General features: G+C 44.1%; 23 protein-coding genes and 1 pseudogene. 12 read left to right on the top strand and 12 right to left on the bottom strand.

Translation table 11 applies throughout. From position 1 onward, the window contains the following. Window positions 1–69 precede the first annotated feature (69 nt). The 6 genes from rpmH (at window position 70) to ACT3ID_RS01790 (ending at window position 5,172) form a co-directional block, all read left to right on the top strand. Window positions 70–225, top strand: coding sequence for a 50S ribosomal protein L34 (gene rpmH / locus ACT3ID_RS01815; protein WP_491540264.1), 156 nt, complete (start codon window positions 70–72; stop codon window positions 223–225). Further along, complete coding sequence (locus tag ACT3ID_RS01810) at window positions 206–640, top strand: ribonuclease P protein component (protein ID WP_491540564.1); 435 nt, start codon at window positions 206–208, stop codon at window positions 638–640. Before rpmH ends, ACT3ID_RS01810 begins: the two co-directional genes overlap by 20 nt. Beyond that, window positions 637–858 (top strand): membrane protein insertion efficiency factor YidD, encoded by a 222-nt coding sequence (gene yidD, locus ACT3ID_RS01805; protein ID WP_491540263.1) that lies wholly within the window; start codon window positions 637–639, stop codon window positions 856–858. The genes ACT3ID_RS01810 and yidD overlap by 4 nt, the downstream gene beginning before the upstream one ends. Before the next feature lie 26 nt (window positions 859–884). Beyond that, the gene (gene yidC, locus ACT3ID_RS01800) at window positions 885–2,708 is read left to right on the top strand and encodes a membrane protein insertase YidC (protein ID WP_491540262.1); all 1,824 of its coding nucleotides are present in this window, start codon (window positions 885–887) and stop codon (window positions 2,706–2,708) included. A gap of 133 nt (window positions 2,709–2,841) precedes the next feature. Beyond that, window positions 2,842–3,762 carry a type I restriction enzyme HsdR N-terminal domain-containing protein gene (locus ACT3ID_RS01795; protein ID WP_491540261.1) on the top strand — a complete coding sequence of 307 codons (921 nt, stop codon included), beginning with the start codon at window positions 2,842–2,844 and terminating at the stop codon, window positions 3,760–3,762. 72 nt (window positions 3,763–3,834) lie between these two features. Next, entirely contained in the window at window positions 3,835–5,172 is a 1,338-nt protein-coding gene (locus ACT3ID_RS01790; protein WP_491540260.1) for an aminopeptidase P family protein, read from the top strand. A gap of 94 nt (window positions 5,173–5,266) precedes the next feature. On the opposite strand, the gene ACT3ID_RS01785 is transcribed toward ACT3ID_RS01790, so the two are convergent. Next, the gene (locus ACT3ID_RS01785) at window positions 5,267–6,940 is read right to left on the bottom strand and encodes a UDP-N-acetylmuramoyl-tripeptide--D-alanyl-D-alanine ligase (RefSeq protein ID WP_491540259.1); all 1,674 of its coding nucleotides are present in this window, start codon (window positions 6,938–6,940) and stop codon (window positions 5,267–5,269) included. 119 nt (window positions 6,941–7,059) lie between these two features. Here ACT3ID_RS01785 and ACT3ID_RS01780 point away from each other — a divergent pair, with 119 nt between their 5' ends. Continuing rightward, the gene (locus ACT3ID_RS01780) at window positions 7,060–8,067 is read left to right on the top strand and encodes a sugar phosphate nucleotidyltransferase (RefSeq protein WP_491540258.1); all 1,008 of its coding nucleotides are present in this window, start codon (window positions 7,060–7,062) and stop codon (window positions 8,065–8,067) included. Between the two features lie 81 nt (window positions 8,068–8,148). Here ACT3ID_RS01780 and ACT3ID_RS01775 read toward each other — a convergent pair whose 3' ends face one another. Further along, window positions 8,149–9,081, bottom strand: a complete 933-nt coding sequence (locus tag ACT3ID_RS01775) for a cation diffusion facilitator family transporter (protein WP_491540257.1) — start codon at window positions 9,079–9,081, stop codon at window positions 8,149–8,151. 116 nt (window positions 9,082–9,197) lie between these two features. Between ACT3ID_RS01775 and ACT3ID_RS01770 the strand changes: the two genes are divergently transcribed. The 3 genes from ACT3ID_RS01770 to ACT3ID_RS01760 all read left to right on the top strand — a co-directional run bounded on the left by ACT3ID_RS01770 (window position 9,198) and on the right by ACT3ID_RS01760 (window position 14,272). Beyond that, on the top strand, window positions 9,198–10,616 hold the full coding sequence (locus ACT3ID_RS01770; RefSeq protein WP_491540256.1) for a CCA tRNA nucleotidyltransferase: 1,419 nt from the start codon (window positions 9,198–9,200) through the stop codon (window positions 10,614–10,616). Window positions 10,617–10,795: 179 nt separating this feature from the next. Beyond that, entirely contained in the window at window positions 10,796–11,671 is an 876-nt protein-coding gene (ispE, locus tag ACT3ID_RS01765) for a 4-(cytidine 5'-diphospho)-2-C-methyl-D-erythritol kinase (protein ID WP_491540255.1), read from the top strand. Window positions 11,672–11,812: 141 nt separating this feature from the next. Further along, window positions 11,813–14,272, top strand: coding sequence for a glycogen/starch/alpha-glucan phosphorylase (locus ACT3ID_RS01760; protein ID WP_491540254.1), 2,460 nt, complete (start codon window positions 11,813–11,815; stop codon window positions 14,270–14,272). 118 nt (window positions 14,273–14,390) lie between these two features. On the opposite strand, the gene ACT3ID_RS01755 is transcribed toward ACT3ID_RS01760, so the two are convergent. From ACT3ID_RS01755 to ACT3ID_RS01735, 5 genes are all read right to left on the bottom strand, one after another. Further along, window positions 14,391–15,620 carry a M48 family metallopeptidase gene (locus tag ACT3ID_RS01755; RefSeq protein WP_491540253.1) on the bottom strand — a complete coding sequence of 410 codons (1,230 nt, stop codon included), beginning with the start codon at window positions 15,618–15,620 and terminating at the stop codon, window positions 14,391–14,393. A 34-nt stretch (window positions 15,621–15,654) separates the two neighbouring features. Beyond that, window positions 15,655–16,017, bottom strand: a complete 363-nt coding sequence (locus ACT3ID_RS01750; protein WP_491540252.1) for a type II toxin-antitoxin system VapC family toxin — start codon at window positions 16,015–16,017, stop codon at window positions 15,655–15,657. Next, window positions 16,018–16,191, bottom strand: coding sequence for a hypothetical protein (locus ACT3ID_RS01745; RefSeq protein ID WP_491540251.1), 174 nt, complete (start codon window positions 16,189–16,191; stop codon window positions 16,018–16,020). Between the two features lie 12 nt (window positions 16,192–16,203). After that, complete coding sequence (locus ACT3ID_RS01740; protein ID WP_491540250.1) at window positions 16,204–16,545, bottom strand: ribonuclease E inhibitor RraB; 342 nt, start codon at window positions 16,543–16,545, stop codon at window positions 16,204–16,206. A gap of 96 nt (window positions 16,546–16,641) precedes the next feature. Continuing rightward, window positions 16,642–17,145 (bottom strand): DinB family protein, encoded by a 504-nt coding sequence (locus ACT3ID_RS01735; RefSeq protein ID WP_491540249.1) that lies wholly within the window; start codon window positions 17,143–17,145, stop codon window positions 16,642–16,644. A gap of 156 nt (window positions 17,146–17,301) precedes the next feature. On the opposite strand from ACT3ID_RS01735, the pseudogene ACT3ID_RS01730 reads away from it, so the two are divergent. Then, window positions 17,302–19,535, top strand: a pseudogene (locus ACT3ID_RS01730) (amino acid permease). A gap of 10 nt (window positions 19,536–19,545) precedes the next feature. Here the strand turns inward: ACT3ID_RS01730 and ACT3ID_RS01725 are convergent. Then, window positions 19,546–21,237, bottom strand: coding sequence for a potassium channel family protein (locus ACT3ID_RS01725; RefSeq protein ID WP_491540248.1), 1,692 nt, complete (start codon window positions 21,235–21,237; stop codon window positions 19,546–19,548). Between the two features lie 196 nt (window positions 21,238–21,433). On the opposite strand from ACT3ID_RS01725, the gene ACT3ID_RS01720 reads away from it, so the two are divergent. After that, window positions 21,434–22,015 (top strand): DUF3124 domain-containing protein, encoded by a 582-nt coding sequence (locus tag ACT3ID_RS01720; RefSeq protein WP_491540247.1) that lies wholly within the window; start codon window positions 21,434–21,436, stop codon window positions 22,013–22,015. A 14-nt stretch (window positions 22,016–22,029) separates the two neighbouring features. Here the strand turns inward: ACT3ID_RS01720 and ACT3ID_RS01715 are convergent, their stop codons facing one another. The 4 genes from ACT3ID_RS01715 to ACT3ID_RS01700 all read right to left on the bottom strand — a co-directional run bounded on the left by ACT3ID_RS01715 (window position 22,030) and on the right by ACT3ID_RS01700 (window position 25,554). Beyond that, complete coding sequence (locus ACT3ID_RS01715) at window positions 22,030–22,731, bottom strand: potassium channel family protein (protein WP_491540246.1); 702 nt, start codon at window positions 22,729–22,731, stop codon at window positions 22,030–22,032. A 205-nt stretch (window positions 22,732–22,936) separates the two neighbouring features. Further along, the gene (locus ACT3ID_RS01710; RefSeq protein WP_491540245.1) at window positions 22,937–24,787 is read right to left on the bottom strand and encodes a TrkH family potassium uptake protein; all 1,851 of its coding nucleotides are present in this window, start codon (window positions 24,785–24,787) and stop codon (window positions 22,937–22,939) included. Window positions 24,788–24,868: 81 nt separating this feature from the next. After that, the gene (locus ACT3ID_RS01705; RefSeq protein WP_491540244.1) at window positions 24,869–25,285 is read right to left on the bottom strand and encodes a hypothetical protein; all 417 of its coding nucleotides are present in this window, start codon (window positions 25,283–25,285) and stop codon (window positions 24,869–24,871) included. Between the two features lie 26 nt (window positions 25,286–25,311). After that, window positions 25,312–25,554, bottom strand: a complete 243-nt coding sequence (locus tag ACT3ID_RS01700; protein ID WP_491540243.1) for a hypothetical protein — start codon at window positions 25,552–25,554, stop codon at window positions 25,312–25,314. Window positions 25,555–25,694 lie beyond the last annotated feature (140 nt).

Below are 25,694 nucleotides of genomic sequence, written 5' to 3'. Positions count from 1 at the left end.
ATTGTCTAAATTTATTTTTATGTTATGGGACTGTTTTGAGAACTGGATATTTAATAAAAATTATCACCTATGAAACGCACGTATCAGCCAAGCAACAAGAAGCGCAAGAAAAAGCATGGTTTTCGGAAGCGTAAGAAAAGCAAGAACGGAAGAAAAGTGCTGAAGAACCGTCGCAAGAAAGGACGTCACAAGTTGACAATTAGTGATGAAAAAGGGCCGAAGTAAACGTCCTTTATTTTCAAAAGATGATTTAAGCTTACCCAGAGCAAAGATCCTGCGGGGCCGGAAGAATTTTAAGCGTCTGTTCGAGCAAGATGCACATATTCACAGACGCGGATTGGTAAATTTACGATATCAAATTGTTAATAAGTCATCTTTCGGTCTCCTCATGGGATTTATCGTAAAAAAAAGTCTGGGTAAAGCAAATAAGCGAAATCGTATGAAACGGCTTCTCAAAGAAGCATACCGCAAAAATCAACACATGTTATCTGCACCTTTGCAGGAAGCCCAAATAACATTTCATGGGGCGTTGATGGCCACCACGGTGGGGGCAACCTACGCCGAAGTGGAAAAAGATGTTGTAGCTTTACTAAGTGAAGTTAAAAATCAACTCCCTGCCATTTCTTCTGGTAATTCATGAAGTATTTATTTATAGGACTTGTCCGACTTTATCAGCTGGTCATATCACCCTGGATGCCCAGCAGTTGCCGCTATCATCCTACATGTAGCCAGTATAGCATTCAAGCGTTTCGCGAACACGGAGCGTTAAAAGGACTATGGTTGACTATAAAACGTATCGGGAGATGCCATCCCTGGAGTAAGGGCGGACATGACCCTGTACCTAAGCAAAAAAGTTAAATTAGAATTTAGACTGAGGATTTCTTTTGGATCGTAATACCGTAACTGGATTAATTTTAATTTTTATTGTCATGGTTGCATGGGCCTATTTTACCATGCCATCGCAAGAAGAATTACAGCGTCGACAGGCCGAACAGGCTCGTCAAGATAGTATTTCTGCTGCCCAAGCCGATAGTCAGGAACATGAGGTGGATACACTTGCGGAAACACAGAAAGCTGGAGAGCAGCAAACAGAAGAGAACGAACCAGAATCACTGCGTCAGGAAGGAGAAGAACAGCAGGAAATGGGAATGTTTTCTGCTGCCAGTATCTCGGATACTTCCAAAGTAACTGTAAATACACCACTGTATGAAGCCACATTCACAAATGTAGGAGCCGGCCCTTCAAAAATCCTTTTCAAGGATTATGAAACCTGGAATCATCAACCTGTTCAGCTCATTAAAGATACGACCGAGTCTACTTATTCACTGGGGTTCCTTACGACCGAAAATTATAACGTGGAAACTGATGAGCTGGTTTTTGAACAACTGACGCCGGAGAACGAATTGTCGATCGGCGAAGACGATTCTGCGCAAGTGCGATATGCGCTGAATATCAGCGACAATAAGCGGTTGGTTTATACCTACACCCTGTATGGCGACTCACATCAGATGGAGCTCGATATATCCTTCGAAGGGCTCGAGCAAGATATTATCGGTCAGGAGTTCGACTTTGGTTGGAAATCGCCGCTCAACTTTACAGAAAAGAATCCCGAAACAACGGAAGCCACCTATGCTTCTGCGTATGTGTATACCGGTGGCGTAATGGAGCAGCTTAAGCTCAGCGAAGCCGGACGTAATACCCAAAACTTCAATGGCACTATTGACTGGGTGGCAACGAGGACAAAGTTTTTTGCTCAGATTATCAAAACACCTAATCCTACCCAAGGCGCCCTGCTGGTTGGAGAACAATCCGGGGCTACTGATCTTTCTACCACCGACCACCGCTATCAGTCGTTTATCACGACAGATATTTCGCAACAGGGCAGTGCCCAGTTTGATCTTTTCGTAGGTCCGCTGGATTATCATTCACTACAGGCTTATAACGGCAGTACATATGATATGGTCGATACCGGCTATAGCTGGATTAGCTGGATTTCTGATCCTATAGTTAAATACTTGATCATCCCCTACTTTGGCCTTGTAGATAACTACATGGGATACGGACTGGCAATTATCCTTTTTGCTATCCTGATTAAGATGGTGCTCTATCCGCTGACCAAAAAGAGCTATCGCAGTATGGCGGCCATGAAAGAGCTGCAGCCCAAGATGCAGGAGATCAAGGAGAAGTACGAGGATGACCCAGAGAAGCAGCAGAAAGCTACCATGAAGCTGTACAAAGAAGAAGGGGTGAATCCGCTGGGCGGTTGTCTGCCGAACCTGTTACAGCTACCTATTCTGATTACACTGTGGCGATTCTTTCAGAACTCTATCATGATACGTCAGGAGGAGTTTCTATGGGCTAGCGATCTTTCAGCTCCGGACTACATTTTGAGCCTGCCGTTCAGCGTTCCGTTTCTGGGCGATCAAATTGCCGGATTTGTTTTGTTAATGACCGGCGCGATGATCGCACAGAGTAAACTAACCGGTGGTATGGGTCCCGGAGGCGGTGGCGGAGCTGCTCCCGGGGGAATGAACATGAAGGCGCTACAGTATATTTTCCCATTTATGCTGTTATTTATCTTCAACAATTTTGCAGCGGGGCTCAGTCTCTACTACCTAATCTACAACGTTGTTTCAATTGGACAACAACTGATTATCTATCGGCAGATGGATAAAGAGAAAGAGGCCAAAGAAGCAGCTGCGGCGTAATTTTGTTAGAACGCAGATAACACAGATTCTACAGGTTTCCACAGGCTAAGTATCTGTGGTCATCTGCATTATTAGTGTTATCTGTGGTCTATTGCTTTGTTGGCTGTTCATAAAACATTCCTATCTTTGGCTTATGAGTATTGCTACACATAACTATCCCCGGATTGTATGGCGTGATCGAACAAAAAAGCTATGGAATCCCATCCACAAAAAAGCGCTGAAAAATCGCCCCGAAGAACGGGTACGCCTGCGTATAATGGAGTCACTTATTCAGCGGGGATGGTCTCGGCACCGTATCTCTACAGAGGAAGCTATCGGTGCCCTGGGAGACAAATCGATGCGAACGGATATTATTTGCTATACCCAGCAATTTGAGCCGCGGCTCTTGGTAGAATGCAAGGCAGAATATGTACCCATATCATCCAAAACAGCCGAGCAGGTGGCGCGTTATAATCAAAAAGTAGGGGCCCCCTATCTGTTGATGACCAACGGTGTGGCCGACTACTGGTATGCTATTGATGAAGAATCAGCAAAGATCAAAGAACTGAACCAGAGCCCCGGAATTCTGGATGATAATCCGGGAATTCCGGGATATAACCTGGAAGATTGGAAGGAACGTGGCTTTATGGGATCAAAAGCATCGCCCGACCTCCGTGTTTGGCTGGAGAAAATCCTCCCGACAATTTGGTTTCCTGAAGAAGCTAATGCAATCAGGTTTTTAAGCTTCAGCAATAGCCCGTCTGATGTGGATCTGAATCATTATTACCATGTCAAATCTGTTGCTGATCAACGCCGGCTTGCCCTCACAACACTATGTACTGTTTATGGAGGCAACCGAATGATTATCATTTTGAATAGAAATGGAGAAAACCGAGCCGTGCTGGAAATAAACCTGGATCTATTGTTTGCCGATAAAAAAGGAAACAGTTCTATTTATTCCAGGGAAGGCATCCGCACTTTCGATTTAAATAATTATCTTGATTTGACCTCTATGGAGAATATTGGACAGATTTTTAGTTCCGCAGATAAATTATTTACCGAGTATATTGAATAATTATCACTCGCTGTTTACCGACTATATTTTTTCCTGTAAATTCAATGACTCATTTTCATAAAATTATTGCTTATGCATCATTTACACCGTCAAAAACTTTTTTCTCTGCTCGATGAAGAAAAATCCGGAATTGTTTACATGAAAGGGGCCGAGCTTATGTATCGCTACGATACAGATTATGAGTTCCCCTTTCGTCAAGAATCGAACTTCTGGTATCTGACGGGAGTGAATGAACCGGATTGTCATCTCATTTTAGATCTTCAAAAACAAGAATATCACTTGTTTGTCCCTAACCGGGACGCACAGTATGCAGTGTGGCACGGACGCGTGAAGTCTAAGGAACAGTATCAGAAGGAGTATGAGCCCGATCATCTCCATTACGAAGGGAAACTGCCCGAAGTGCTTAAGGATTTGAATCCCGAAAAAATTTACTGCATAGATGAAGAACAGGCAGAATTTATTGAAGAGTTTGAGCGGGATCTGCCGATAGATCTGGATGCTTTGGATGAAGCCATCACGCATTGCCGTGTGTTTAAAACCGACTGGGAGCTAGATCAGATCCGTGAGGCGGCACGCGTTAATAACATTGCTCATAAAGCAGTGCTTGAGGCACTGGAGCCGGGTAAGTACGAACACGAAATGAAAGCCGTCTTCGACTATCATCAAATCAAGAATGGCCTGATGCAGGATGCTTATAATGGTATTTATGCATCGGGAGAAAACAGCGCTATCCTGCACTATGTAGAGAATAACCGTGAAATTAAGGATGGCGACCTCTTTCTCATCGATGCCGGATATGAATGTAATGGATATGCTTCTGATTTTACGCGGACATATCCAGCTAACGGAGAATTTACGAACACACAGGCTGAAGTTTATGAAGCCGTACTGGAAGCTTTGAAGCAGGTACTTGAGACAGCTAAGTCGGAGGTTAAAATGGAGGATCTCCATATACTGGCGGCTCGCATAATGATGCAGGGACTAAAAGATGCCGGAATCGTGAAGGGTACGGTTGATGATCTCATGAAAGAAGATGTATTTGCCTTATTCTTTCCCCATGGCTTAGGTCACTTCATTGGTCTTGACACCCATGATGTGGGTGGATATCCGAAAGGTGTAGAGCGGAGCGATCGACCAGGCATTAAGTATCTGCGGACACGCCGCACTCTGCAACCGGATATGGTGCTGACCATTGAGCCGGGGCTCTATTTTGTACCCGCGTTGCTGAAACCAGCCCTGGAAGATGATGACGTTTCTCAATTTCTAAATGCCGATAAACTTAACGATATGATGGACTTCGGCGGCATTCGTATCGAGGATAATATCATCATTACTGAAGATGGGTGCGAAAACTTAACGACAGTCCCGAAAGAGCGTGAGGAAATTGAAAAGGTGATGGCTGGGGTGTAATTGTTGATTGACTGACTTGTTGAATTGTTGGTTATTATCCAATCAATAATTCAGTCACTCAAACCTTCACTCAAACAATCCTTCAACCATTCAATCATTCATTAAACGTGTCCGGCAAGTCATTTTCATACAGTACCACATCACCTTTTTGAGCGTAATCCTGCATTACACGATTGGCCTCGTAAAGGCTTCGTACAGTCTGTACTTTTTCCATATCAAAACCAGTTGATTTGATTCCTTCCTTAATAGCTTTTGTCTGGTTTTCTCCTACGAGAAGGACCAAATCCAGACCGGCTTCTCCTATTTGCTGACCAAACTCCCGGTTTTTTTCTTCCTGAAGCTCACCCAGCTCAATCATACCGGGTGTAATAATAATTCTGCGTCCACTGTTGAATTCAGCAAGCATTTCAACAGCATTTTTTGCACCTACCGGATTAGAGTTAAAAGCATCATCAATAACGGTGATATCCCCCTGCTGTTTCAGCTCCAGACGATGTTCTACCGGCTCCATCCGTGCGGCGGCCATTGCCATCGTGGTGAGGCGGAGCCCCAATGATTTAGCTACGCCTACCGCAAACAGCATGTTCTGGGCATTATGAGCTCCCAGAAGCTGCATAACAAACTTTTCATCCTCCTCACCTGTAGTTACGGTAAATGTCATTCCATCAGGCCCGTATGCTATATTCTCGGCACGAATATCTCCCGACTCCAAACCTACTTTGGTGATCTCCAGATCATCGCGCAAATCCGCCATTGCTGATACACGCTCGTCATCCGCATTGAGAACAGCTTTACCACCAGATTTAGCCCGCCTAACCAGTGTGGATTTCGTTCGTGCAATAGCATCCTGAGAGCCAAACGTTTCGAGATGCGCTATGCCGACATTTGTCACAACGGCAATATCAGGCTCGGCGATGTCGCAAAGCTCATCGATATTTCCTTCGTAACGCGCGCCCATTTCGAGCACTAACACCTGGTGACGCGCCTCCAGGTCGTTATTAATAACTTTGCAAATTCCCATGGGAGTATTGTAACTGCCGGGTGTAGAACAGACTGCATAGCGTTCACTTAGCAAGTCGCGAATCATAAATTTAGTACTTGTTTTACCGTAGCTTCCTGTGATGGCAATAACGGTAAGATCCGGCATCCGGGCCAGTTTATCCTTGGCCAGCTTTATAAAATGACGATGAACATACGCTTCGACAGGTTTCATCAACAATCCCGCCAGAAAAATAAAGAAAGGGACCAATGCATTACCCAACACCCACCCAAAAGCAAGCAGGTAAATATCCGCTGCGTACAATACTGATTGTTCGATCTGGTACGGAGTAAACGGAATATGCCCGGTATAGGCGATATAAGTAGCAAATACAGGAATAAGCAGAATAAAAATAGCAAAAGGAATTGTCAGACGAATCATCCTCGGCGTAAACACGAGCGGTTTTTTGGTTTCTTCGCCGCCATAATAATTAAACGGACCAAACCAGAAGAAGCCGAAAGTGGACAAGATGATAATAGCGGCACTGCCTGTAATCACGTTCGACATGAAGAAAAGCAGCACAAATATGATGATGTTGTACAGCACGTGCTCAGGTGTAATCACCCGCTGATTCCAGTTATCAAAAAGCCAGTGCCAGTATTCGTTGAATTTATATCCCTGCTGCTGAAAGATGTGCAAAAAATAACGTCCCCGAAGAAAAGTATGCCGCGCCAGGACAAGGACAAAGGCCAGAATCAGGATATCTACAAAATCTGTGTACCAGTTCAAATTAGATGTTCTTCATTTATGAGTATTGCAGTGAGGAGCGGTCGCTAAAGTATGGAACTTCCGTTATATTAACGCGCTAACAAAATAGGTAAACTTTCATCTAAAATTCGTTCAAATATATGAAATTAATAATCCCAATGGCAGGCCGAGGTACAAGAGTCCGGCCCCATTCGCACACCGTTCCCAAACCATTATTGCCCGTCGCCGGAAAGATGATAGTGGAACGAATCGTAGAGACGTTTGCACGCACACTTGATCGCACTATTGATGAAATCGTATTTATTCTTGGTCCTGATTTTGGTCAGGAGATTAAAGATGCTCTTAAAGCTATGAGCGACCGCCAAAATGCCGAGGCGCGATTTCGCGTCCAGGAATCGGCCGAAGGAACAGCTCATGCTGTATACTGCGCCGAAGAAGATCTTAGCGGCGAATGTATCATTGTATTTGCGGATACTATTTTTGACATGGAAGGTTCCGTATCCATTGAGGATGCCGACAGCGTTGTCTGGTTAAAAGAGGTAGATGATCCTTCGCGTTTTGGCGTGGCCGTCGAAAAGGATGGAAAGATTACAGATTTTGTAGAAAAGCCCGACGAGCCAATATCAAATCTGGCCATTATCGGGGTTTATTATTTTAAAGAAGCTGAACAGCTCAAAAAAGAGATAGAATACCTGCTCGAAAATAATATTCGTGGCAAAGGTAATGAATTCCAGCTTACGGACGCGCTAGACCGGCTGCTTAAAGATGGCAAGCTGTTCCGAAAGGCTACCGTCGATCAGTGGCTTGATTGCGGCACCCTGCCGGCCTGGCTGGAGACGTCGGGTATCATTACCGAAAAAGAATACGAGGAGATCGATGAAGACCGCTTCCCCGATACGAAAATTATTCCTCCCGTATATATTGGGAATGAGGTTGAGCTTGAAAATTGTATTGTGGGTCCGAAAGCCAGCATTGCCGAGGGCACCACACTCAAGAAGTGCACTATTAAAAACAGTCTGGTTCAGGAACAGTCACACCTTGAAGATTGCAATATCGAAAATTCTACGATCGGCCGACATGTTGAATTAAAGGGTGTTGATCAGGAAGTGCATTTGGGTGATCACTCGAAGATCGGAATTGAAGTTTAATAGTCTTGAGTCATGAGTCTTGAGTTATGAGTTTTTGTAAACCTATCCTCAAGACTCACGACTCATAACTCACTACTGCAGTTAAATAAAATCCTCGAGCGGACGGTTTTGGTCGGCGTCTTTTAGTGTATCATGTACATCTTTATGATGGCCTTCTGGTTCGAGATGAATAGTAACAATTACATCGCCGTCAACAGCATTGATGAGTCTTTTTTCCAAGAGCGTAGCATCGCTATGTGCTTTTTCAAGATCTACCTCTTCCTCAAAAACCGCATGCAGCTCGATCCATGTGGTGTTACCGGTCGTACGGTGTCGGAGATTGTGAACGTCTGTCATTGCCCCGGGCAGCTCTTTATTCAGCTCTTTTCGTATAGCTTTATCCACCTTCGGATTACGCGAATCCATAAGCCCATCGACAGAATATTTTAGCAGCTTAAAGGCTTCGTACATGATGTATAAAGCAAGTATAGCCGCAACAATGGAATCGAGCAGAATGAAATCGGTAAATCGAATGATTAACAGCGTAGCCACGGCACCGGCACTCGTCCAAACATCGGTCAACGTGTGTTTCGCATTGCTGATAACCATCATGTTATTTTCGCGGCGACCAACTCTAAGCAGATAGTTGCCGAGAATGAGATTGACAACCCCTGCTCCACCAATTAAGTAAACTCCGTTCATCAACTGCTGCAAATCATGTCCATACAGATAGTTAGTTACCGACTGATAAATAATTGTGATGCCGGCTAACGTAATGACGGCCCCTTCAATCCCTACGGATAAGAATTCAACTCGCTCGTGACCGTATAGATGCTTTTCGTCGGCGGGTTTGTTGCTGAGCAGTAATCCGTAATACACAAATGAAACAGCAAGAACGTGAATCACCGATTCTGCTGCATCAGAAAGGGCAGTAGTAGAGCTGGTAATCCAGAATCCGCTGACTTTGAGTCCCAGCGAAATAAATGAAACCAGCAGGCTAATGCGCAGCGCAGCTTTGGCGGGAGACGATTTCACAATTATTTTTTGTTCAAATAGTGATTAAAATATTATGCAAACAATACCTGAAAGCAAGCTTATTTGTTATTATTTTTACGCTCGTTTTCAGCTGACATATAACCAACGAATTTGACGTGCAAGATATTCATCCTGAACATAAAAAAGTATTTGATGTTATCGCTGATGCCGGCGAAGACGTAGGGCAAGATGTATACGTTGTGGGAGGCTATGTGCGGGATTTTTACCTCGACAGAACTAAAAACGCCGAAGATCTGGATATCGATTTTGTGACGATAGGGTCGGGTATTGAACTGGCCCGAAAGGTGGCTGAAAAGTTAAATACTGACAACTTTTCAATCTTCAAACAGTTCGGCACCGCGCACATCAAATACCAAAACATGGACCTGGAATTTGTCGGCGCACGCAAGGAAAGTTATCGCAGCGACTCCCGTAAGCCAATCGTTGAAGACGGTACGATGGAAGATGATCAAATGCGTCGCGACTTTACCATTAACGCGCTTTCATGGTCGCTGAATAAAGAAAATTATGGTGAACTCATCGATCCCTTTAAAGGTATACAGGATCTCAAAAAACAGCTGATTCGAACGCCGGTAGATCCGCTCGAGACGTTTGAGGATGATCCCCTGCGGATGATGCGTGCTATACGTTTTGCTACCGAACTGCAGTTTGATATCGAGCCGCAGACATATAAGGGAATAGAGGAGATGGCCGAACGGATTGAGATCATCTCCAAGGAGCGGATTATCGAGGAGCTGAACAAAATTATAATGGCACCGAAACCTTCAATCGGTTTTGATCACCTTTTTAAAACAGGACTGCTGCACCATTTCTTTCCGGAGATGGTAGACCTGCACGGTGTGGAAGAAGTGCGCGGGGTTCGTCACAAGGACAACTTTTGGCATACGCTGAAAGTACTCGATAATGTAGCTGAAATGGGCGGTGACCTTTGGCTGCGATGGGCGGCCATCATGCATGATATTGCCAAGCCGGCGACGCAAAAATTTGTCCCCGGCACCGGTTGGACATTCCACGGTCACGATGCTCTGGGGGCAAACTGGGTAGAGCCGATATTCCGTCGCTTAGGGCTTCCGCTGGATGAACGGATGCGATATGTCCGTAAACTCGTTCGTCTCCACTTGCGTCCGATTGCGCTGGTTTCTGACGAAGTGACCGACAGCGCAGTGCGGCGTCTGATTTATGAGGCCGGTGACGATATCGACGACCTGATGATGCTGTGCCGGGCCGACATCACCAGTAAAAATGACTATAAGGTTAAGCAGTACAATAAAAATTTTGATTACGTAGAGAAAAAAATCGAAGAGGTCGAAAAGAAAGATCGCATTCGTAACTGGACAAATCCAGTGAGTGGTGATGAGATTATGGAAGCTCTCGATCTTGATCCTGGTCCGGTGATCGGAGATATCAAAGATGCGATTAAAGAAGCAATTTTAGAGGGCGAGATCCCCAATGAACACGATGCCGCTTTCGATTACATGATGGAGATAAAAGATCAGTTTTTAGATCAGGAATAACTTTAAGAGCTTTGAAAAAAATGTGTGTCATCCTGAATTTATTTCAGGATCTACAGATAAAACATGATTTAGAAGCTATAAATAAAATTTAGCAATAGATGCTGAACCAAGTTCAGCATGACATGGTATTTTTTTAAAGCTCAGATGCTTGATTCAGCCTTAAATGCAAAAAAGTTAAAATGAGTAACGAAACTTGGATTGCCGATTCTTATGCCAAAATCAATCTTGGATTGCATGTGCTGGAGCGCCTTCCCACCGGCTATCATGCGATAGAAACGGGCTTCTGCTTTCTCGACTGGCGCGATCATTTTGAAGTGCGTAAAGCCCCCGAAATGAAGCTTGATCTCAGTGATGAAGAAATTCCCACCGATGAAGGCAATCTAATTAACAAGGCTATAGAAGTGCTCGATCGTTATGTAGGACTCAAAAGCAATTACCTGATCCGTGTAGATAAACGAATACCGGCCGGCGCGGGACTCGGCGGCGGCAGCAGTAATGCCGCACTGACGCTCCGAATGCTCAACAAGATAGAACAGATGGGATTAAGTGATGACGAGCTCATCGATTTGAGCCGGGATTTGGGTGCTGATGTGCCTTTCTTCATCAAAGGGGAAACCGGCATTGGCAAAGGCATAGGTCATCAAATAGAAGAGCTCGATATTCAACCCAATCACTGGATTGTGGCCTGCTACCCGGATGAGCCAAGCAGCACAGCCGAGGCCTACAAATATTGCCAGCCGAACCCGGAACCGGATTTTGATCTCAAAAAAACGCTTACGGAAACCGAGATTGACGAGTGGCAATATATGCTGACCAATGACCTGGAGAAATCGGTATTTCCACGCATTCATGTGGCAGGCAATCTCAAGGATCAGATGTATGAGTTTGGTGCTGTTTACGCCTCCATGACCGGTAGCGGATCGGCGGTGTACGGTATTTTTGAGCAAGGCTTTGTAGCCACTGATGCATATAAAGGATTTCTTGATCTTGATCTGCCATCCAGCCTCACTAAACCCGGATTCAAACCTGATTACGGCATCTACCGCAAAGGGTAAAATCTAACACACCTATATCCTTAACCCTTTTCCCTCATACCCACACCTCCTACAGAAATGCCCAAAATTCTTCTCTTTTAATTTTAATAATTTCATCATTACTTACTGCATAAATTACTTCAGCAATTTAACCACCACGTAATGCCTACAGATACTACCGTCAACCCCCGCACCGGTATGGATGTCGATTCGTTTCGGGAAGATATAAAACAACATCTGCACTTCACGCTGGCCAAAGATGAGTTTTCATCCACCGAATGGGACCACTACCGCAGTGTGGTAATGGCCGTAATGGATCGTCTTCATGAACGCTGGATAAAAACCCAGCAGCGGTATTATCAAAATAAATCAAAACGGGTGTATTATCTGTCGATGGAATACCTGATTGGCCGGCTGTTGGATAATATGCTCATCAATCTGGGACTGCAGGATGCCGCTGCCGATGCGATGGAAGATCTCGGCCTGGATTACGACAAAGTTCGTCAGGCCGAAGTGGATGCAGGACTTGGCAATGGCGGACTCGGTCGCCTGGCGGCTTGTTATCTTGATTCAATGGCAACATTGGGAGTTCCGGCAATCGGCTATGGCATTCGCTACGATTATGGCATTTTTGATCAGGATATCGAAAATGGTTGGCAGATCGAAAAGCCGGACCTGTGGCTGCAGTATGGCTATCCATGGAGCGTCGTTCGCCCCAAAAAGAAGTTTAGCGTCCCATTTTATGGAGAGGTGCATACGAGTAAGGGAGAGAATGATCGTCTGCATTTTGAGTGGGTGAATACGCACAATGTGATAGCACTGGCTTATGACACCCCCATCCCCGGTTTTCGTAATGAAACAGTGAATCATTTGAGGCTTTGGAAAGCTACCTCTGATGAGGGATTTGACCTCAAAAGCTTTAACCAAGGCGATTATATTGATGCGGTGCGAAATAACCTGCTCGAAGAAAATATTTCGCGTGTGCTGTATCCCAATGATAAGGTGTTTAAAGGTCAGGAGCTGCGCCTGAAACAGGAGTATTTCTTGGTTTCGGCCTCGCTGCAAGACGCGATGAATCGCTTTAAAAAGCAGTTTGATGATTTTCGCAAGATTCCGGACCAAATGGCCATTCAGTGCAATGATACCCATCCCAATTTGGCTGTGCCCGAACTTATGCGTATGCTGATGGATGAGGAAGGCCTAAAGTGGGAACCGGCCTGGGATATTGTCAAGCAGACGATAAATTATACCAATCATACGCTAATGCCGGAGGCACTCGAAAAATGGCCGCTATCGCTGATGTCGAATCTGTTGCCCCGTCACGTACAGATCATCCGTGAAATTGATCGCCGCTTTTTGGACAGCATAGAAGTTAAAAGTGAAAATGATAAGCGGGATAAGAAAAACCGGATGCGCATTATCAGTAATGAAATGGATGCACGAATCCGGATGGGTAACCTGGGAATAGTGGGCGCCAATAAAGTGAATGGTGTTTCAAAGCTGCACAGCGACCTGATGAAAAAGACGATTTTCAAGGATTTCAGCGACCATTATTCCGATAAGTTTACCAATGTAACCAACGGCATTACACCCCGGCGTTGGCTGCGACAATGTAACCGGGAGTTGGCTGATCTTATTACCGATCGAATTGGAGATGATTGGGTTACGCATCTGGATCAGCTGAAAGAGGTAGAGCAGTTTGCCGCAGATGAATCTTTTCAGGAAGAGTTTAAAGCCATTAAGCTTCGTAACAAGCAGAGCCTGGCCGATTACATCAAAGAAACACAAGGCATCACGGTAAATCCGGAATCGATCTTTGATATACAGATTAAACGAATTCACGAGTACAAGCGTCAGCTGATGGCAGTAATGTACGCTATCACGCTGTACAACCGCATCAAGGATAATCCCAATGCGGATATTGAACCTCGTACACTGTTGTTTGCTGGAAAAGCTGCACCGGGTTATACAATGGCAAAGATGCATATCAAGCTTATTAATAATGTAGCCGATATTATTAATCACGACCCGGAAGTTGCGGACCGATTGAAGGTGGTATTTTTGCCAAACTACAGTGTGTCGCTGGCTGAAAAGATGATTCCGGCTGCTAACCTGTCAGAGCAAATTTCGACGGCAGGAATGGAAGCCTCGGGCACAGGGAATATGAAGTTTGCACTGAATGGTGCGCTCACGATTGGCACGCTTGACGGCGCAAACATCGAGATCCGCGAGCAAGTGGGCAAAGAAAACATCTTTATTTTCGGACATACCGTAGATGAGATAGAAGATGTCCGTGCCCGGGGTTATAATCCCCAGGATATATATGAAAATGATGAAGAGCTTAAACGCGTAATCGACCAGATTCACGACGGTTTCTTTAGTCCCGATGAACCGGATCTCTTTCATCCGATTACCAATGCGCTCTTAAATCAAGGCGACTATTTTATGGTGCTGGCAGATTATCGGCGTTACGTGGATAAACAGGAAGAAGTAGCAGCCAATTATCGCAATGAATTTGATTGGAATAAGAAAGCCATAATTAACGTCGCAAATATGGGACATTTTTCCTCCGACCGCTCAATCCGCGATTATTGCGAGCGGATATGGGATGTAGAGGTATGATTGAGACTTCGTCGGACGACTGGGTTTGTCGTCCGATGAATAATAACTAACCCGTTTGCACCAGAGATATGTAATTTGATAACCTTAGAGCGCGCTTAGTGCCTTAGTGGTGAAATCATCAACCGCCCCGAATCGCTTTGATCCGCTCGAGCACGGGGGGATGCGAATAATTCTGAAACACATAAAACGGATGCGGCGTCAGATTCGACAGGTTATCTTTGGATAGCTTCTTTAGGGCATTGATCATCGGCTCTTTTTTGTAGGTGGTAGAGGCAAACTCATCAGCCTCAAACTCATATTTTCGCGATAAAATCTGCATGAATACCGACACGATCATATCGATAGGTGCATAGAGCATCCCGAAGAAAATAAGCCCGGCATAGACCGACATCTGCTCCATGTAGAAGGCATCATACAATCCTTCTGAATTCAAGAATATGGAGAGAAGAAAGAACATGATTCCTGTTTGAGCGATGCTGATAGACATATTTTTTATGATATGCTTCTTTTTATAGTGGCCGATTTCATGAGCCAGCACAGCCACCAGCTCATCCTCCTCGTGATTTTCGATCAGCGTGTCGTAGAGCGCAATACGTTTATTTTTACCAAAGCCGGTAAAAAAGGCATTTGATTTACTACTTCTCTTGGATCCGTCCATTACATACACCCCTTCCATAGCAAAATTTACCTTGTCGGCATATTCGCGAATTTTCTTTTGCAGGTCACTCTCTTCGAGCGGCTCAAAATCATTGAAAATTGGCATGATCCAGGTGGGGGCAATGAACTGGATAAAGAGCGTAAAGGCAGTCACCGCTGCCCACGCGTACAGCCAGGCATACTGATCAATGAAGGTGAAAAACGCGAGTATTCCCGCCAGCAGCGGACCTCCGAGCACAATACTCAATCCTAACCCCTTTACTAAATCCAGCACAAACGTTTTGGGCGTGGTTTTGTTAAAGCCGTACTTTTCTTCAATCACAAAAGTTGAATAGATACTGAATGGCAACGACAGGATGCTTTTGGCAAAAATCAAAATCCCGATATAGACCAAGCCGGTCCAGATAACACCAAGCTCCCAGCTGCGGACGATCTCATCCAGCCATTGAAATCCACCGGCAAACCAAAATACCAGCAGTACCGCCAGGTTAAAGGCGGAAGTAAAGATACCAAATTTCGTGCGCTCCTTTGTATATCGCTGGGACTTGTCATATGTCTCCTCGTCATATACATCACTGAATTCATCGGGCAGTCCCTTATCCAGCGACTGGAGATTCAGATAGTCACTGACCAAGTTCAGAACAAAATCGATGGCCAGAGTTGCTAAAATAATTACCGCAAAAATATTCATATTTAGGTATTCAGTATTTAATCTTCATTTGGTGTTACACTTCATAAGTAAACAAATGCAAGTCATCCACTCGTTCAAAATCCTTATCCGCAGATAAAAAAGGTAACTGCTCGGCAATAGCCGATCCCGCAATAAGTGCATCCGGCAGCTTCAGATCAGTATTCTTATGGATTGCAATCGCCTGTTTCTTAATGGGAACAGTAATATCAATAATCAGACAATCATCTATGAACTGTTCCATCTTCCTCTGATTATCGCTTGTTAATTCAGGATAGGAAAGCAGCTCCAGCTCTGAGACAAACGACAAATGCAGAACCACATTATCAAGCAGACCAGCTAATTTCGGATCTCCGCCTAACAAGTAAAGAGCGATATTGGTATCAATGAGCAAACTCACTTAATTCCACTCATTTCTCTTTTCCTTCTGATAGACTCTCGGATCCTCCCTTATTGTTATAGAGCCGGAATATTTTTCAGTACTAATACCACCCATATCTTTTTGAGCACGCTGAAGCTTTCTATTCAATTGCTCAATAGTTTCATCTTTCCTTAGATAAATGACCTTAGCCATACAGATTTATACTTAATTCGCACCACCATCTAAGTCAAGCACAACTGTTCCCCATCCATCATAATTGCCGTTATTGCCGGCCGCCAGCTTCTCCAAAAAATTGCCCAGTTCAACCAGCCGCTCTGTTTTGGGTTTGATCTTCTTTGTTGCCAGGCACAGCCATTCATCAGAATGATCAGAATAATTCACAGAAGTATTAAACTGCAGGTTTATCAGTTGTGAAGCTGCCACATAAGCATCCCACTCAGTGGGGAAGTACAAGAAAAACTCCATGGGACGATTTTGATCCGGGCCAGCTCCCAGTGCGTGCATTTTTTGGAGAGCGGCATCTTCCGCTTTTTCTCTGCTCGACATAAAAATGGATTTTTAAGTAAGATTATAGCTTACTATCTGTCATTGATACCAGAAACAAAGGTACTGAAATATATAATAGGATTAAATGAAACATTCCTATCGTTTCCCGTAGTAATCCATGCTGCTATACAGCCGCTTCATCAGCTGAATTTGTCCGATATGATAGGCGTCATGTACCGTAATCCCAACAAGCAGCTGGCTGTAAGTCCACTCTTTTCCCGAATCAATTTTGTCATATAATCGACGCTCTGGAAACGAATGGATAGCCAACATCAGCTTATCATGTTCCTTATTTATCACAAGCTTATCCTTTTTCCAAGCTTCTTCGGACCGGTCGCTTATTTCGGGAAAGTTGGCTGGCGAACGCGGAAATCCTTTTTCCGAATCAGGGTCGAAATAACGTCTGACCCTGTACCTCCAGTAGGCAATATGCAGAGCCAGCTCCCATATGGAGTGCCGATCCGGCGCCGGCTTCCATGCGGCCTGATCAGCCTTTACACCACGCAGAGCGCCCGACAATGTTGGCCCGCCGTGCCAGGGTTTAAAACCGGGCGGTGGATTCAGCGTTTCTAAAACATCTGTTAAATGAGAATCATCCATGGATTTATTCTTTTAAAAAGAAGATATATAGCATAATACTATTTCTATTAATCAAAAGAACTCTATTATCGGTAAATCAGTTGTGATCTGTGTTAAAATTTGTAGTTTAACAGCTTTCGTAATTTTCATCCTAATTAGTTCCTCACAACTGCTTTTATGGCTGAACAAACAGGAGATCAAGAACTTGCCCGCGACCTGGGTTTTCTGGAAGCCTATACCATTGGTGTAGGCACAATGATTGGCGCCGGTATTTTTGTGCTGCCGGGTATTGTAGCAAACAATGCCGGTCCTGCAGGCATGATTTCATTCGCAATCGGTGGAGTTGTATCACTATTAACAGCCCTTTCTCTCTCCGAATTAGCTACCGGAATGCCAAAAGCGGGAGGAAGTTATTATTATGTAAATCGTGCCATGGGTAGCTTCTTTGGGTCTGTCGTTGGCTGGAGTATGTGGGCAGGCCTTATGTTTGCGACGGCTTTTTATATGCTGGGCTTTGGGCAGTATCTGACTTTTTTCTACGGCAATATTCCTGTTGCCTGGTCAGCTCTGGGAATGGCGGTCTTGCTCATTGCCGTCAATTATCGCGGGGTAAAAGAGGCCGGCGTTCTTCAAAATCTTATTGTGATCCTTTTGATCGGATTTATCCTCGTTTTTCTGGCTTTCGGCGTCTTCAATATCGACTGGAGCGTCTTTCGCCCGTTTAATCCAAATGGATGGGGAGCAGTAGCATCAACAGCCGCTACCGTATATGTTTCATTTATCGGCTTTGAGGTAATCGCCACCAGTGCCGAAGAAATAAAAGATCCAGGCCGAAACCTGCCGCTATCAATGATCGCCTCGGTACTTACCCCAATGGTATTTTATGTTTTGGTGATGTTGGTCTCTACAGGAGTGTTACCTGTCGCCGAACTTGCCGACTCTTATATTCCGGTGGCCGATGTGGCTAGTGAATATCTGGGCACCATCGGAGCATTAATGATGGTTATAGGAGCTCTGTTAGCCACCGTTTCGAGCGCAAATGCGTCTATACTTTCCGCGGCCCGGGTTAATTTTGCCATGGGACGCGATAAAATTCTGACGAGCTGGCTTAACAAAGTTCACAGCAAGTTTCGTACTCCATTTCGTGCTATATTAATCACCGGTATAGTCATTCTTGTGCTGATAGGAATGGGAGTAGGTATCGAAACCCTGGCTGATGTGGCCAGCTTTCTCTATCTGATCACTTATGCGCTTGTACATGTAGCAGTTATCGTACTGCGCAGAGCCGAGCCGGAAGATTATAATCCGGATTTCAAATTATCTTCCTGGGCTTATCCTACTATACCTCTGCTTGGGGCGATATCTTGTCTGGTGATTGTGGCACAAATGCGCCCTATTGTTCTTATGGTCGGCGGTGGTATCGCCATTGTTGGAGTACTATGGTATTTCGGTTATGCAGCCAGCCGGGCTATAAAACCAAGCCTTGTAGGTGATGCCATTGCAGCTCGTACTCGAACTCCTGCTCCCAATGAACGATACCGCGTTGTTGTTCCAGTGGCCAATCCTGATACAGAACAACATCTTATACAAATAGGCGGTGCTATTGGTGCCAGATATGGGGAAGCTGAAATTGTAGCGGTTAGTGTGCTGGAAGTGCCACGTCAAACATCGCTTGAACAGGGTATTCAATACGAAGATGAGCGGGTTCAACGACAACAGAAACTTCTTTCGAAAGCACGATCGACGGCTGAAACAGCCGGAATGGGCCTTCGAACCCGATCCATAGTTGCACACAGTGTTAGTTCGGCGGTACTCAATGTGATTAGTGAAGAACGGGCACAGCACCTGGTGTTGGGTTGGAGCGGCAGAAGGAAACCCTATCAACTATTTTAGGCTCGAATATTGATCAGATTGTGAAAGATGCCAGCTGTGAAATTACGTTGGTTAAGGCCGGTAATAAACCGATACAAAATATCATCGTCCTCGTAGGTACCGGACCCAACTCGGCCTTGGCGGTAAGACGTGGCCAACAGCTAGCTTCGAATTTTGAGGATTCTTCTCTTACACTTGTAACGGTGCAATCTCCACAGACAGATGAGCATATTGATGCTGAAAAAGAAGGGAAAGGGCTCATTACATCCCTTGCTCATGAAGTTGGCTTGCAACCTGAAAGCTATTCCGCAGAAGTCATTGTATCTGACGATGTAAGAGGGTCACTTTTAGAAGCTGTGAAAAACTATGATACGATATGCATTGGGGCCACCCGCAGTACAGCGGTACGACAAGCCTTGTTTGGATCAATTCCCGAAGAAATAGGAGAAAAATCTGACGATACCGTGGTTATAACGCGGGGACGAGAATATAAACCACGTACTGTAACGGAGGGCATTATTGAACGGCTTTCTCGGTAATCAATCTACCTTATTCTCTATATTCCTCCATAAACTTCTTCTCATCATCAGTGGTACCGACCAGTACCAACTCACTTTGATCAGGAATCTGGAAATCAGGTTTGGGGTTCACAATCTGCTCACTGTCTTTTCTAATGGAAAGAATGTTACAACCGGTATGTTGCCGAACATCAGATTCCTTAATCGTTTTTCCAACTAATTCCGAAGGTGCATTGACAGTAAATACATTTAAGCCCTCTGCTACAATGGCGATGTCATTGCGTTCCAGAATATTAAAGATCGCATTTGCTCCCATCGTTGCATAGGAAAGTACAAAATCGGCCCCGGCCCGATGCAATGTAGAAACATTACGCTGCAATGTTGAACGACTGATAATTTGAACATTGGGCCTCAAATTCCGCGAATAGATCGTCAGATAAATATTCATATCATCATCATCATGTGTGGTAATTAAAATACATGGGGCTTCGCGGATGCCCGCTTTCTCCAAAACGCTAAAGTCTTCGGCCGATCCCAGGATGTAGCGATCATCATCTTTTATACGATCCGGATTTTTGTCAACAATCCGGTAGTCAATCCCGCGCTCATCAAAAGCCTCGGCAATGCTACGCCCCACACGCCCGGCTCCGATAATGATAACCGGATTTTCGCTCGACCGGTAGATCGCCATGCTTTCATCATAGCTTCGGAGCTGATCAGCAGAACCCGCCATAATTAGAACACTTTCCTCTTTGATTTTCAGCTCGGGATGCGGTTTTATAAATTTTCCTCTTTCCCATATTCCAACCAGATTGATACCTATCTTTTCTCTTAATCCGCTTTCCAGCAAAGATTTACCAACAAGCGGCGTTTGGTAGGCCATTGCTTCGGCCACAACCAACTGATCAAAGCGTCCGATTACGTGAACACGACTGTCTTGCCCAATTGTTCTGCGGGATAGAGCCCGCCCCAGCAAATCTCCCATGCGAATAACATGATTACATCCGGCCATCTTGAGCAGATCGATGGAATCGTGAGAGTCAGCCGTAGCTACAATAATAACATCCTCATCAAGTTCACGAACGGTATTTGAAAGATTTGAATTCACCATATCTGAACCCATCACAACTACCATAGCAGCCTGCCTGACCCGTACCTTCTCATAGGTTTCCGGATCATCTATCTCTCCAAAAACCACGCTGTATCCTTCGTCATGATATTCAAGAGCTTTTTCCAGTTCATTTGCCAGAAGGACATAGGAATAGTCATACTGTTCCAACTTTTCCATTAAAGCTCGAGTTACTGGATTATAATGAGTAATAATAATATGATCCTGGGTTTCCTCGGGCAATTCCCTCGGGGCACGTGCTTTTGATTGCGCCTCCAGCCAGGGTGCGTAGAAAAATTGAATAAATGTAAAAGGAAGCAGTACAAGAAGTGATAACATCCCGGTTACAAGAACCAACACTGAAAATGCCCGTCCTAAATCAGAGGTAAAGGTAATATCACCAAATCCCAACGTAGACATTACCGTTAGAGTCCAGTAAAAACCGGAAATCCAGCTGTAATCCCGCCCCTCGTATTCCATTATAAAATGGAAAAGGACCGTATATAACAGAATGATAAATAGTAGAATGGCCAAAAAGCGCCCCAGCCGTTTAAGGTTATACCGGGTATCAGGACTGGATATAATATGAGCAAGTTGTGAAGTAAAAAATTTCAATGATCAGCGTTACCTAAATGGTTGAATGTTGTTTATCTTATCTTCATTACTCTCGATGAGTAGCATAAATATCAACATACATAACAAGTAATTTCCTCTCAATACCTAGTTTCTTAGTAATTTTATAGAAAACATGTAAAACTGATTATCTTTTTAGGGATAAAGACCATCCATTAACAGAAAAATCTTTTAAAGTATGAGGGTTCAACCAGGCATCAATTTTCTCCTAACAAAAGTACTAATCCTTTCCCTTGTTTTGCTCGGTATTATATCCTGTACTCAGAACAACAAAAGTACACTCGGCGAAAAGCAAAAAAATGATCAGGTAACTGATACCTTAGATTTTATATCATATAGCTCAGAAGCGATTAGTGGAGAGACAGTCTACGTTCCTGTTTACTCTCATATTTATCAACGTAACAGACAACGTACTTTTAATCTTACAGCAACTCTCAGTATTCGAAATACCGATTTAGAATCTTCTATAACTATTTCCAAGATTTTTTATTACGATTCCGATGGAAATCTGGTCCAAAGATACCTTGATGAGCCTGAATTATTAGCTCCTCTCTCATCTACTTCATATGTAGTAGAAGAAGAGGACTTACGGGGTGGTGTTGGAGCTAACTTCCTGGTGCTTTGGGAGGCTGAACAGACTGTAAATAAACCTGTTATCGAAGCAGTTATGATTAGTACAGCCAATCAACAGGGAATATCATTTATAAGTGTGGGAAGAACGATAGACAGTGTGAGCCAAAATCAGTCTGCCTCTTGGTAATTTTTCCAACAACTCTAATTTGTTTCCATCATCTTATCTACGTCATCTTTATGTCCTACTAACAACAACCGATCCTTTTGATGGATCTCAGTAGTGGCATCGGGAATACCTATGGGACGATATTTCTCGGGTAAACCTATTTTCTTATCGCTTTCGCTAAGCCGTTTTATCGTAATCAGATTCAATTGATATCGCTTTCTTAAATCCAGCTCAGAAAGAGTGTATCCCACCATTGAATCCGGAGCTTCAACCTCGAATATCGCCAAGCCTTCACCAAGATCGAAGACATCCGACATGCCACGCCGGACCAGCGAAATGCCCATACGCTCGGCCACCTGCCGCTCGGGATGGATGACATCGGTAATGCCTATCTGCTTGAGAATCTGCTCCTGGGTGTAAGAACCCGCCCGGCCGTACACTTCTTTTACGCCTGCATTTAGCAGGTGCATAGCTATAAGAACAACCGGCTCAAATGTCTCTCCAATCGAAATAATAGCTACATCTACGTTGGTAATTCCATGCTCTTCCAGCAGGTCGGGATCTGTACCGTCAAAACAGATGGCATCCGACACATAATCCTTTACCTGCTCGATATGCTCCATATTATTATCAATAGCAATAACGTATGCTCCCTCTTCAGAAAGTTTCTTGGCCAAAGCACTGCCAAAGGCGCCAATTCCAATAACTGCAAACTGCAATTCAATTCGTCTTTTCATATGTAATTCATTTAATGATGAAGAACTTTGAAAAATGAAAATGTCACCCTATTCGCCAACTGACCCGTAGAACCCTTCGGATGTTCCATGAGGCTGACAGATCATGGTCTGTTGCAAACTTTTAGCTTTAAAGAGTAATTGCTTCAGATGCTGAAACAAGTTCAGCATGACATAAAGCTTTTGCAAAGTTTTTTGATGTTTAATGTTACGAGACCATAATGCTTTCCTCTGGGTAACGATACTTCCGGTTGTCAGCCCTGCTAGCAAAAGCCGCCATGAAGGTCAAAATACCTACACGTCCCACAAACATCGACATTATAATTATTGCTTTACCCCAAGAGGTCAAATCACCTGTAATACCACGGGATAATCCCACCGTGGCAAAAGCCGAAACCTCTTCAAACAATATATCTATAAAAGCATGATCTTCTATAATCATCAGCACAATGGTACTTATGCTGATCCAGGAAACGGCCAGCAGAATTACCGTCATTGCCCGAAATATTATAGTGTGGGGAATGGTACGTTTGAATATCTCCATACGATTTTTGCCCCGGAGTGTCATTGTCATTGAACGGATGAGTACTGCAAATGTCGTAGTTTTGATACCGCCCGCCGTTGATGCCGGCGATCCGCCAATCAGCATTAAAATGAGCATTCCCAAAATAACCGGTATACCCATAGCTCCGGTATCTACGGTATTAAAGCCCGCTGTTCGTGTGGTTACGCTTTGAAAGAGCGACAGTAATATTTTATCGAGAGCAGAATGACCTTCAAGCGTACTATTCCACTCCAGCAAAAGAATAACGACTGTTCCCACAGCTATTAAAATGAGCGTAGTAACTACCACGATCCGTGCATGAACAGACAGACGGCGGCGCCAAAGCTTTTTCTCTGTTTTGCGCTGAATGATCTCCCAGATAACCGTAAAACCGAGCCCGCCAAGTATAATCAGTAAAATCGTGGTGATATTGATTCCCCAATTTGTAGCATTATGAGCATCGGCCAGGCTGTTGGTAAACAACGAAAATCCGGCATTACAAAAAGCAGAAATAGCATGAAAAACTGAGAATAGGAATCGCTGCCCCTGGGATGAGAACTGCATATCCCAAAAAATATAATACGAGACAACGGCAACAGCTTCCACCGCAAATGTAAAACCAACAACTTTTTTCAATGTGGCGGTAACAAGATTGGTGTTCTTTTCCGCCACCATATCTTTAAGAGTATTCATCTGTCCCACGCCTAACCCGCCGCTGATAAAAATGAACAAGAAGGTAGCAAAGGTAATAATGCCGATACCGCCGAGCTGAAAGAGCGTCATAATCACCAGCTCCCCAAAAAGCGTAAAATGCGTAGCGGTATCCACCACAATAAGACCTGTCACACAAACGGCGCTCGTGGCGGTAAACAGGGCATCGATAAAGACCAGCCCCTGTCCATCCTGCGTGGCTCCGGGCAGCATCAGCAAAAGAGTACCCGCGGCTATGAGCGACAGAAAGCTGTAAACCAGAAATCGCCCTGTATTTTTTTGATCCTCGAGAAGCTCGGGCAGGTACTGGACAAACTTAACAATGACAATAAATAGCAGATATCCTTTTAAAAACTGCAAGAACAAAGCATCGGGATCTGCAGCAAAAAAGAAGAGCAGTTCAACGACTGGTACCGTAGCAATAATATCAACCAATATTAATGTCGAAAAAATCGAAAGCACGCCCTCGAACCAACGCTTTTGCAGGAAATCACCACGATTGCTGGTTAATATCAACCGCAACAGAAAGTTGAATACAAAACCGAATAAAAGCCATCCTTCAATCTGCTGATTCAACTGTCGCATTTCGGGTGTTACCTCAAAACCCAGCGGGATAAGCAGACTGGCGATAACCAGCAAAATAAGCAATCCGGAGAAAGCCCGAAGATAGGGCTGGGCAACCTGATCTATTTCATAAAGATCATCCTGGATGTGGTGAAAGAAAAGATTGGCTCTTTTTTTAAAATCGCGCCAGCGCTTAAGTAGCCGGATCCACTTCTGTTTCCAGTCATGAGGTATTTTCATAGAAACCGAAGATAGGAAAAATTAGCAAATCCTAAATAACTTAATTCAGTGATCATCAATACTAAAATGTGCTGGTAATAATCACACTTTTTTAATTCTTATAGCAGTCTCTGAATCCGACTGATCGTTTTCCGCTTGCAGTATACAGAATGTCTGGATGGGCTGATTCTCGTTTGAGTATTTAGAAACTTTTATACTGACACCGGCTACCGGTATTAATTTTTGGGCTTGCAGCTCGAGTGCAGAAAGCTGGCGCTCTAATTTCATAGTCTTAACTTCAATTTGCCGGAGCTTATCCTTGTAATTATTCAACTTTTCTCCAAACTCAATGGATTCTTCATAGGATAAGTTCTCTTTTTCACAAATGGGTTTTTCTTTCTTTAGCTCCTTTTTCCGATCTTCAAGTTCATCGAGCTGCCTGCGAAGATCAATAATTCGCTGGGCCTTTTCCGCCAGTTTGTGCTCGTTATACTGCACATCGTCCATAGTTGCTAACATACTTCGTTTGGTAAATAAAGTAGTTTCTAAATTGATTCGAATGACTTTAAATCATGTTCGATCAAATAACGATCGATTTTCTTTTTGATTTTTTTCACCGCTTGTTCCCGGCTTGGGGCCTCTTCTTTAAAATCAATCTGCAAATTTTCCTGATCAGAGCTCACTGCCTTCGCTACGATTTTTGATTCTAACAATTGCTCTTCGGAAACCTCTGAACGGACAACTTCAAAAATATCTGCCCCCCGATATGTTTCTAATGGTTTAATCACTGCTTCAAATGCGATTGACTTATCTCTATAACACAATAAGAAAATACTGTGCCACAACAATGTCTTGCGGCAACAGAAACAAAAACAGGATGGTAAATGGCAGATGTTTTTTTACTCTCCCATTATGAAAGAGTCGAATT

The organism is Fodinibius sp. GM108 (genome assembly GCF_058386985.1).
The sequence above is the reverse complement of the archived record's forward strand: the minus strand, read 5'-3'. Positions and strand labels throughout refer to the sequence as shown.

What these genes read in the sequence shown, in the direction of transcription:
- ACT3ID_RS01790 (WP_491540260.1), top strand. Translation starts at nt 3,835, where the DNA reads ATGCATCATTTACACCGTCAAAAACTTTTTTCTCTGCTCGATGAAGAA.
- yidD (WP_491540263.1), top strand. Translation starts at nt 637, where the DNA reads ATGAAGTATTTATTTATAGGACTTGTCCGACTTTATCAGCTGGTCATA.
- ACT3ID_RS01720 (WP_491540247.1), top strand. Translation starts at nt 21,434, where the DNA reads ATGAGGGTTCAACCAGGCATCAATTTTCTCCTAACAAAAGTACTAATC.
- ispE (WP_491540255.1), top strand. Translation starts at nt 10,796, where the DNA reads ATGAGTAACGAAACTTGGATTGCCGATTCTTATGCCAAAATCAATCTT.
- ACT3ID_RS01810 (WP_491540564.1), top strand. Translation starts at nt 206, where the DNA reads ATGAAAAAGGGCCGAAGTAAACGTCCTTTATTTTCAAAAGATGATTTA.
- ACT3ID_RS01735 (WP_491540249.1), bottom strand. Translation starts at nt 17,145, where the DNA reads ATGGATGATTCTCATTTAACAGATGTTTTAGAAACGCTGAATCCACCG.
- rpmH (WP_491540264.1), top strand. Translation starts at nt 70, where the DNA reads ATGAAACGCACGTATCAGCCAAGCAACAAGAAGCGCAAGAAAAAGCAT.
- ACT3ID_RS01710 (WP_491540245.1), bottom strand. Translation starts at nt 24,787, where the DNA reads ATGAAAATACCTCATGACTGGAAACAGAAGTGGATCCGGCTACTTAAG.
- ACT3ID_RS01745 (WP_491540251.1), bottom strand. Translation starts at nt 16,191, where the DNA reads ATGGCTAAGGTCATTTATCTAAGGAAAGATGAAACTATTGAGCAATTG.
- ACT3ID_RS01760 (WP_491540254.1), top strand. Translation starts at nt 11,813, where the DNA reads ATGCCTACAGATACTACCGTCAACCCCCGCACCGGTATGGATGTCGAT.
- ACT3ID_RS01740 (WP_491540250.1), bottom strand. Translation starts at nt 16,545, where the DNA reads ATGTCGAGCAGAGAAAAAGCGGAAGATGCCGCTCTCCAAAAAATGCAC.
- ACT3ID_RS01780 (WP_491540258.1), top strand. Translation starts at nt 7,060, where the DNA reads ATGAAATTAATAATCCCAATGGCAGGCCGAGGTACAAGAGTCCGGCCC.
- ACT3ID_RS01795 (WP_491540261.1), top strand. Translation starts at nt 2,842, where the DNA reads ATGAGTATTGCTACACATAACTATCCCCGGATTGTATGGCGTGATCGA.
- ACT3ID_RS01715 (WP_491540246.1), bottom strand. Translation starts at nt 22,731, where the DNA reads ATGAAAAGACGAATTGAATTGCAGTTTGCAGTTATTGGAATTGGCGCC.
- ACT3ID_RS01755 (WP_491540253.1), bottom strand. Translation starts at nt 15,620, where the DNA reads ATGAATATTTTTGCGGTAATTATTTTAGCAACTCTGGCCATCGATTTT.
- ACT3ID_RS01705 (WP_491540244.1), bottom strand. Translation starts at nt 25,285, where the DNA reads ATGTTAGCAACTATGGACGATGTGCAGTATAACGAGCACAAACTGGCG.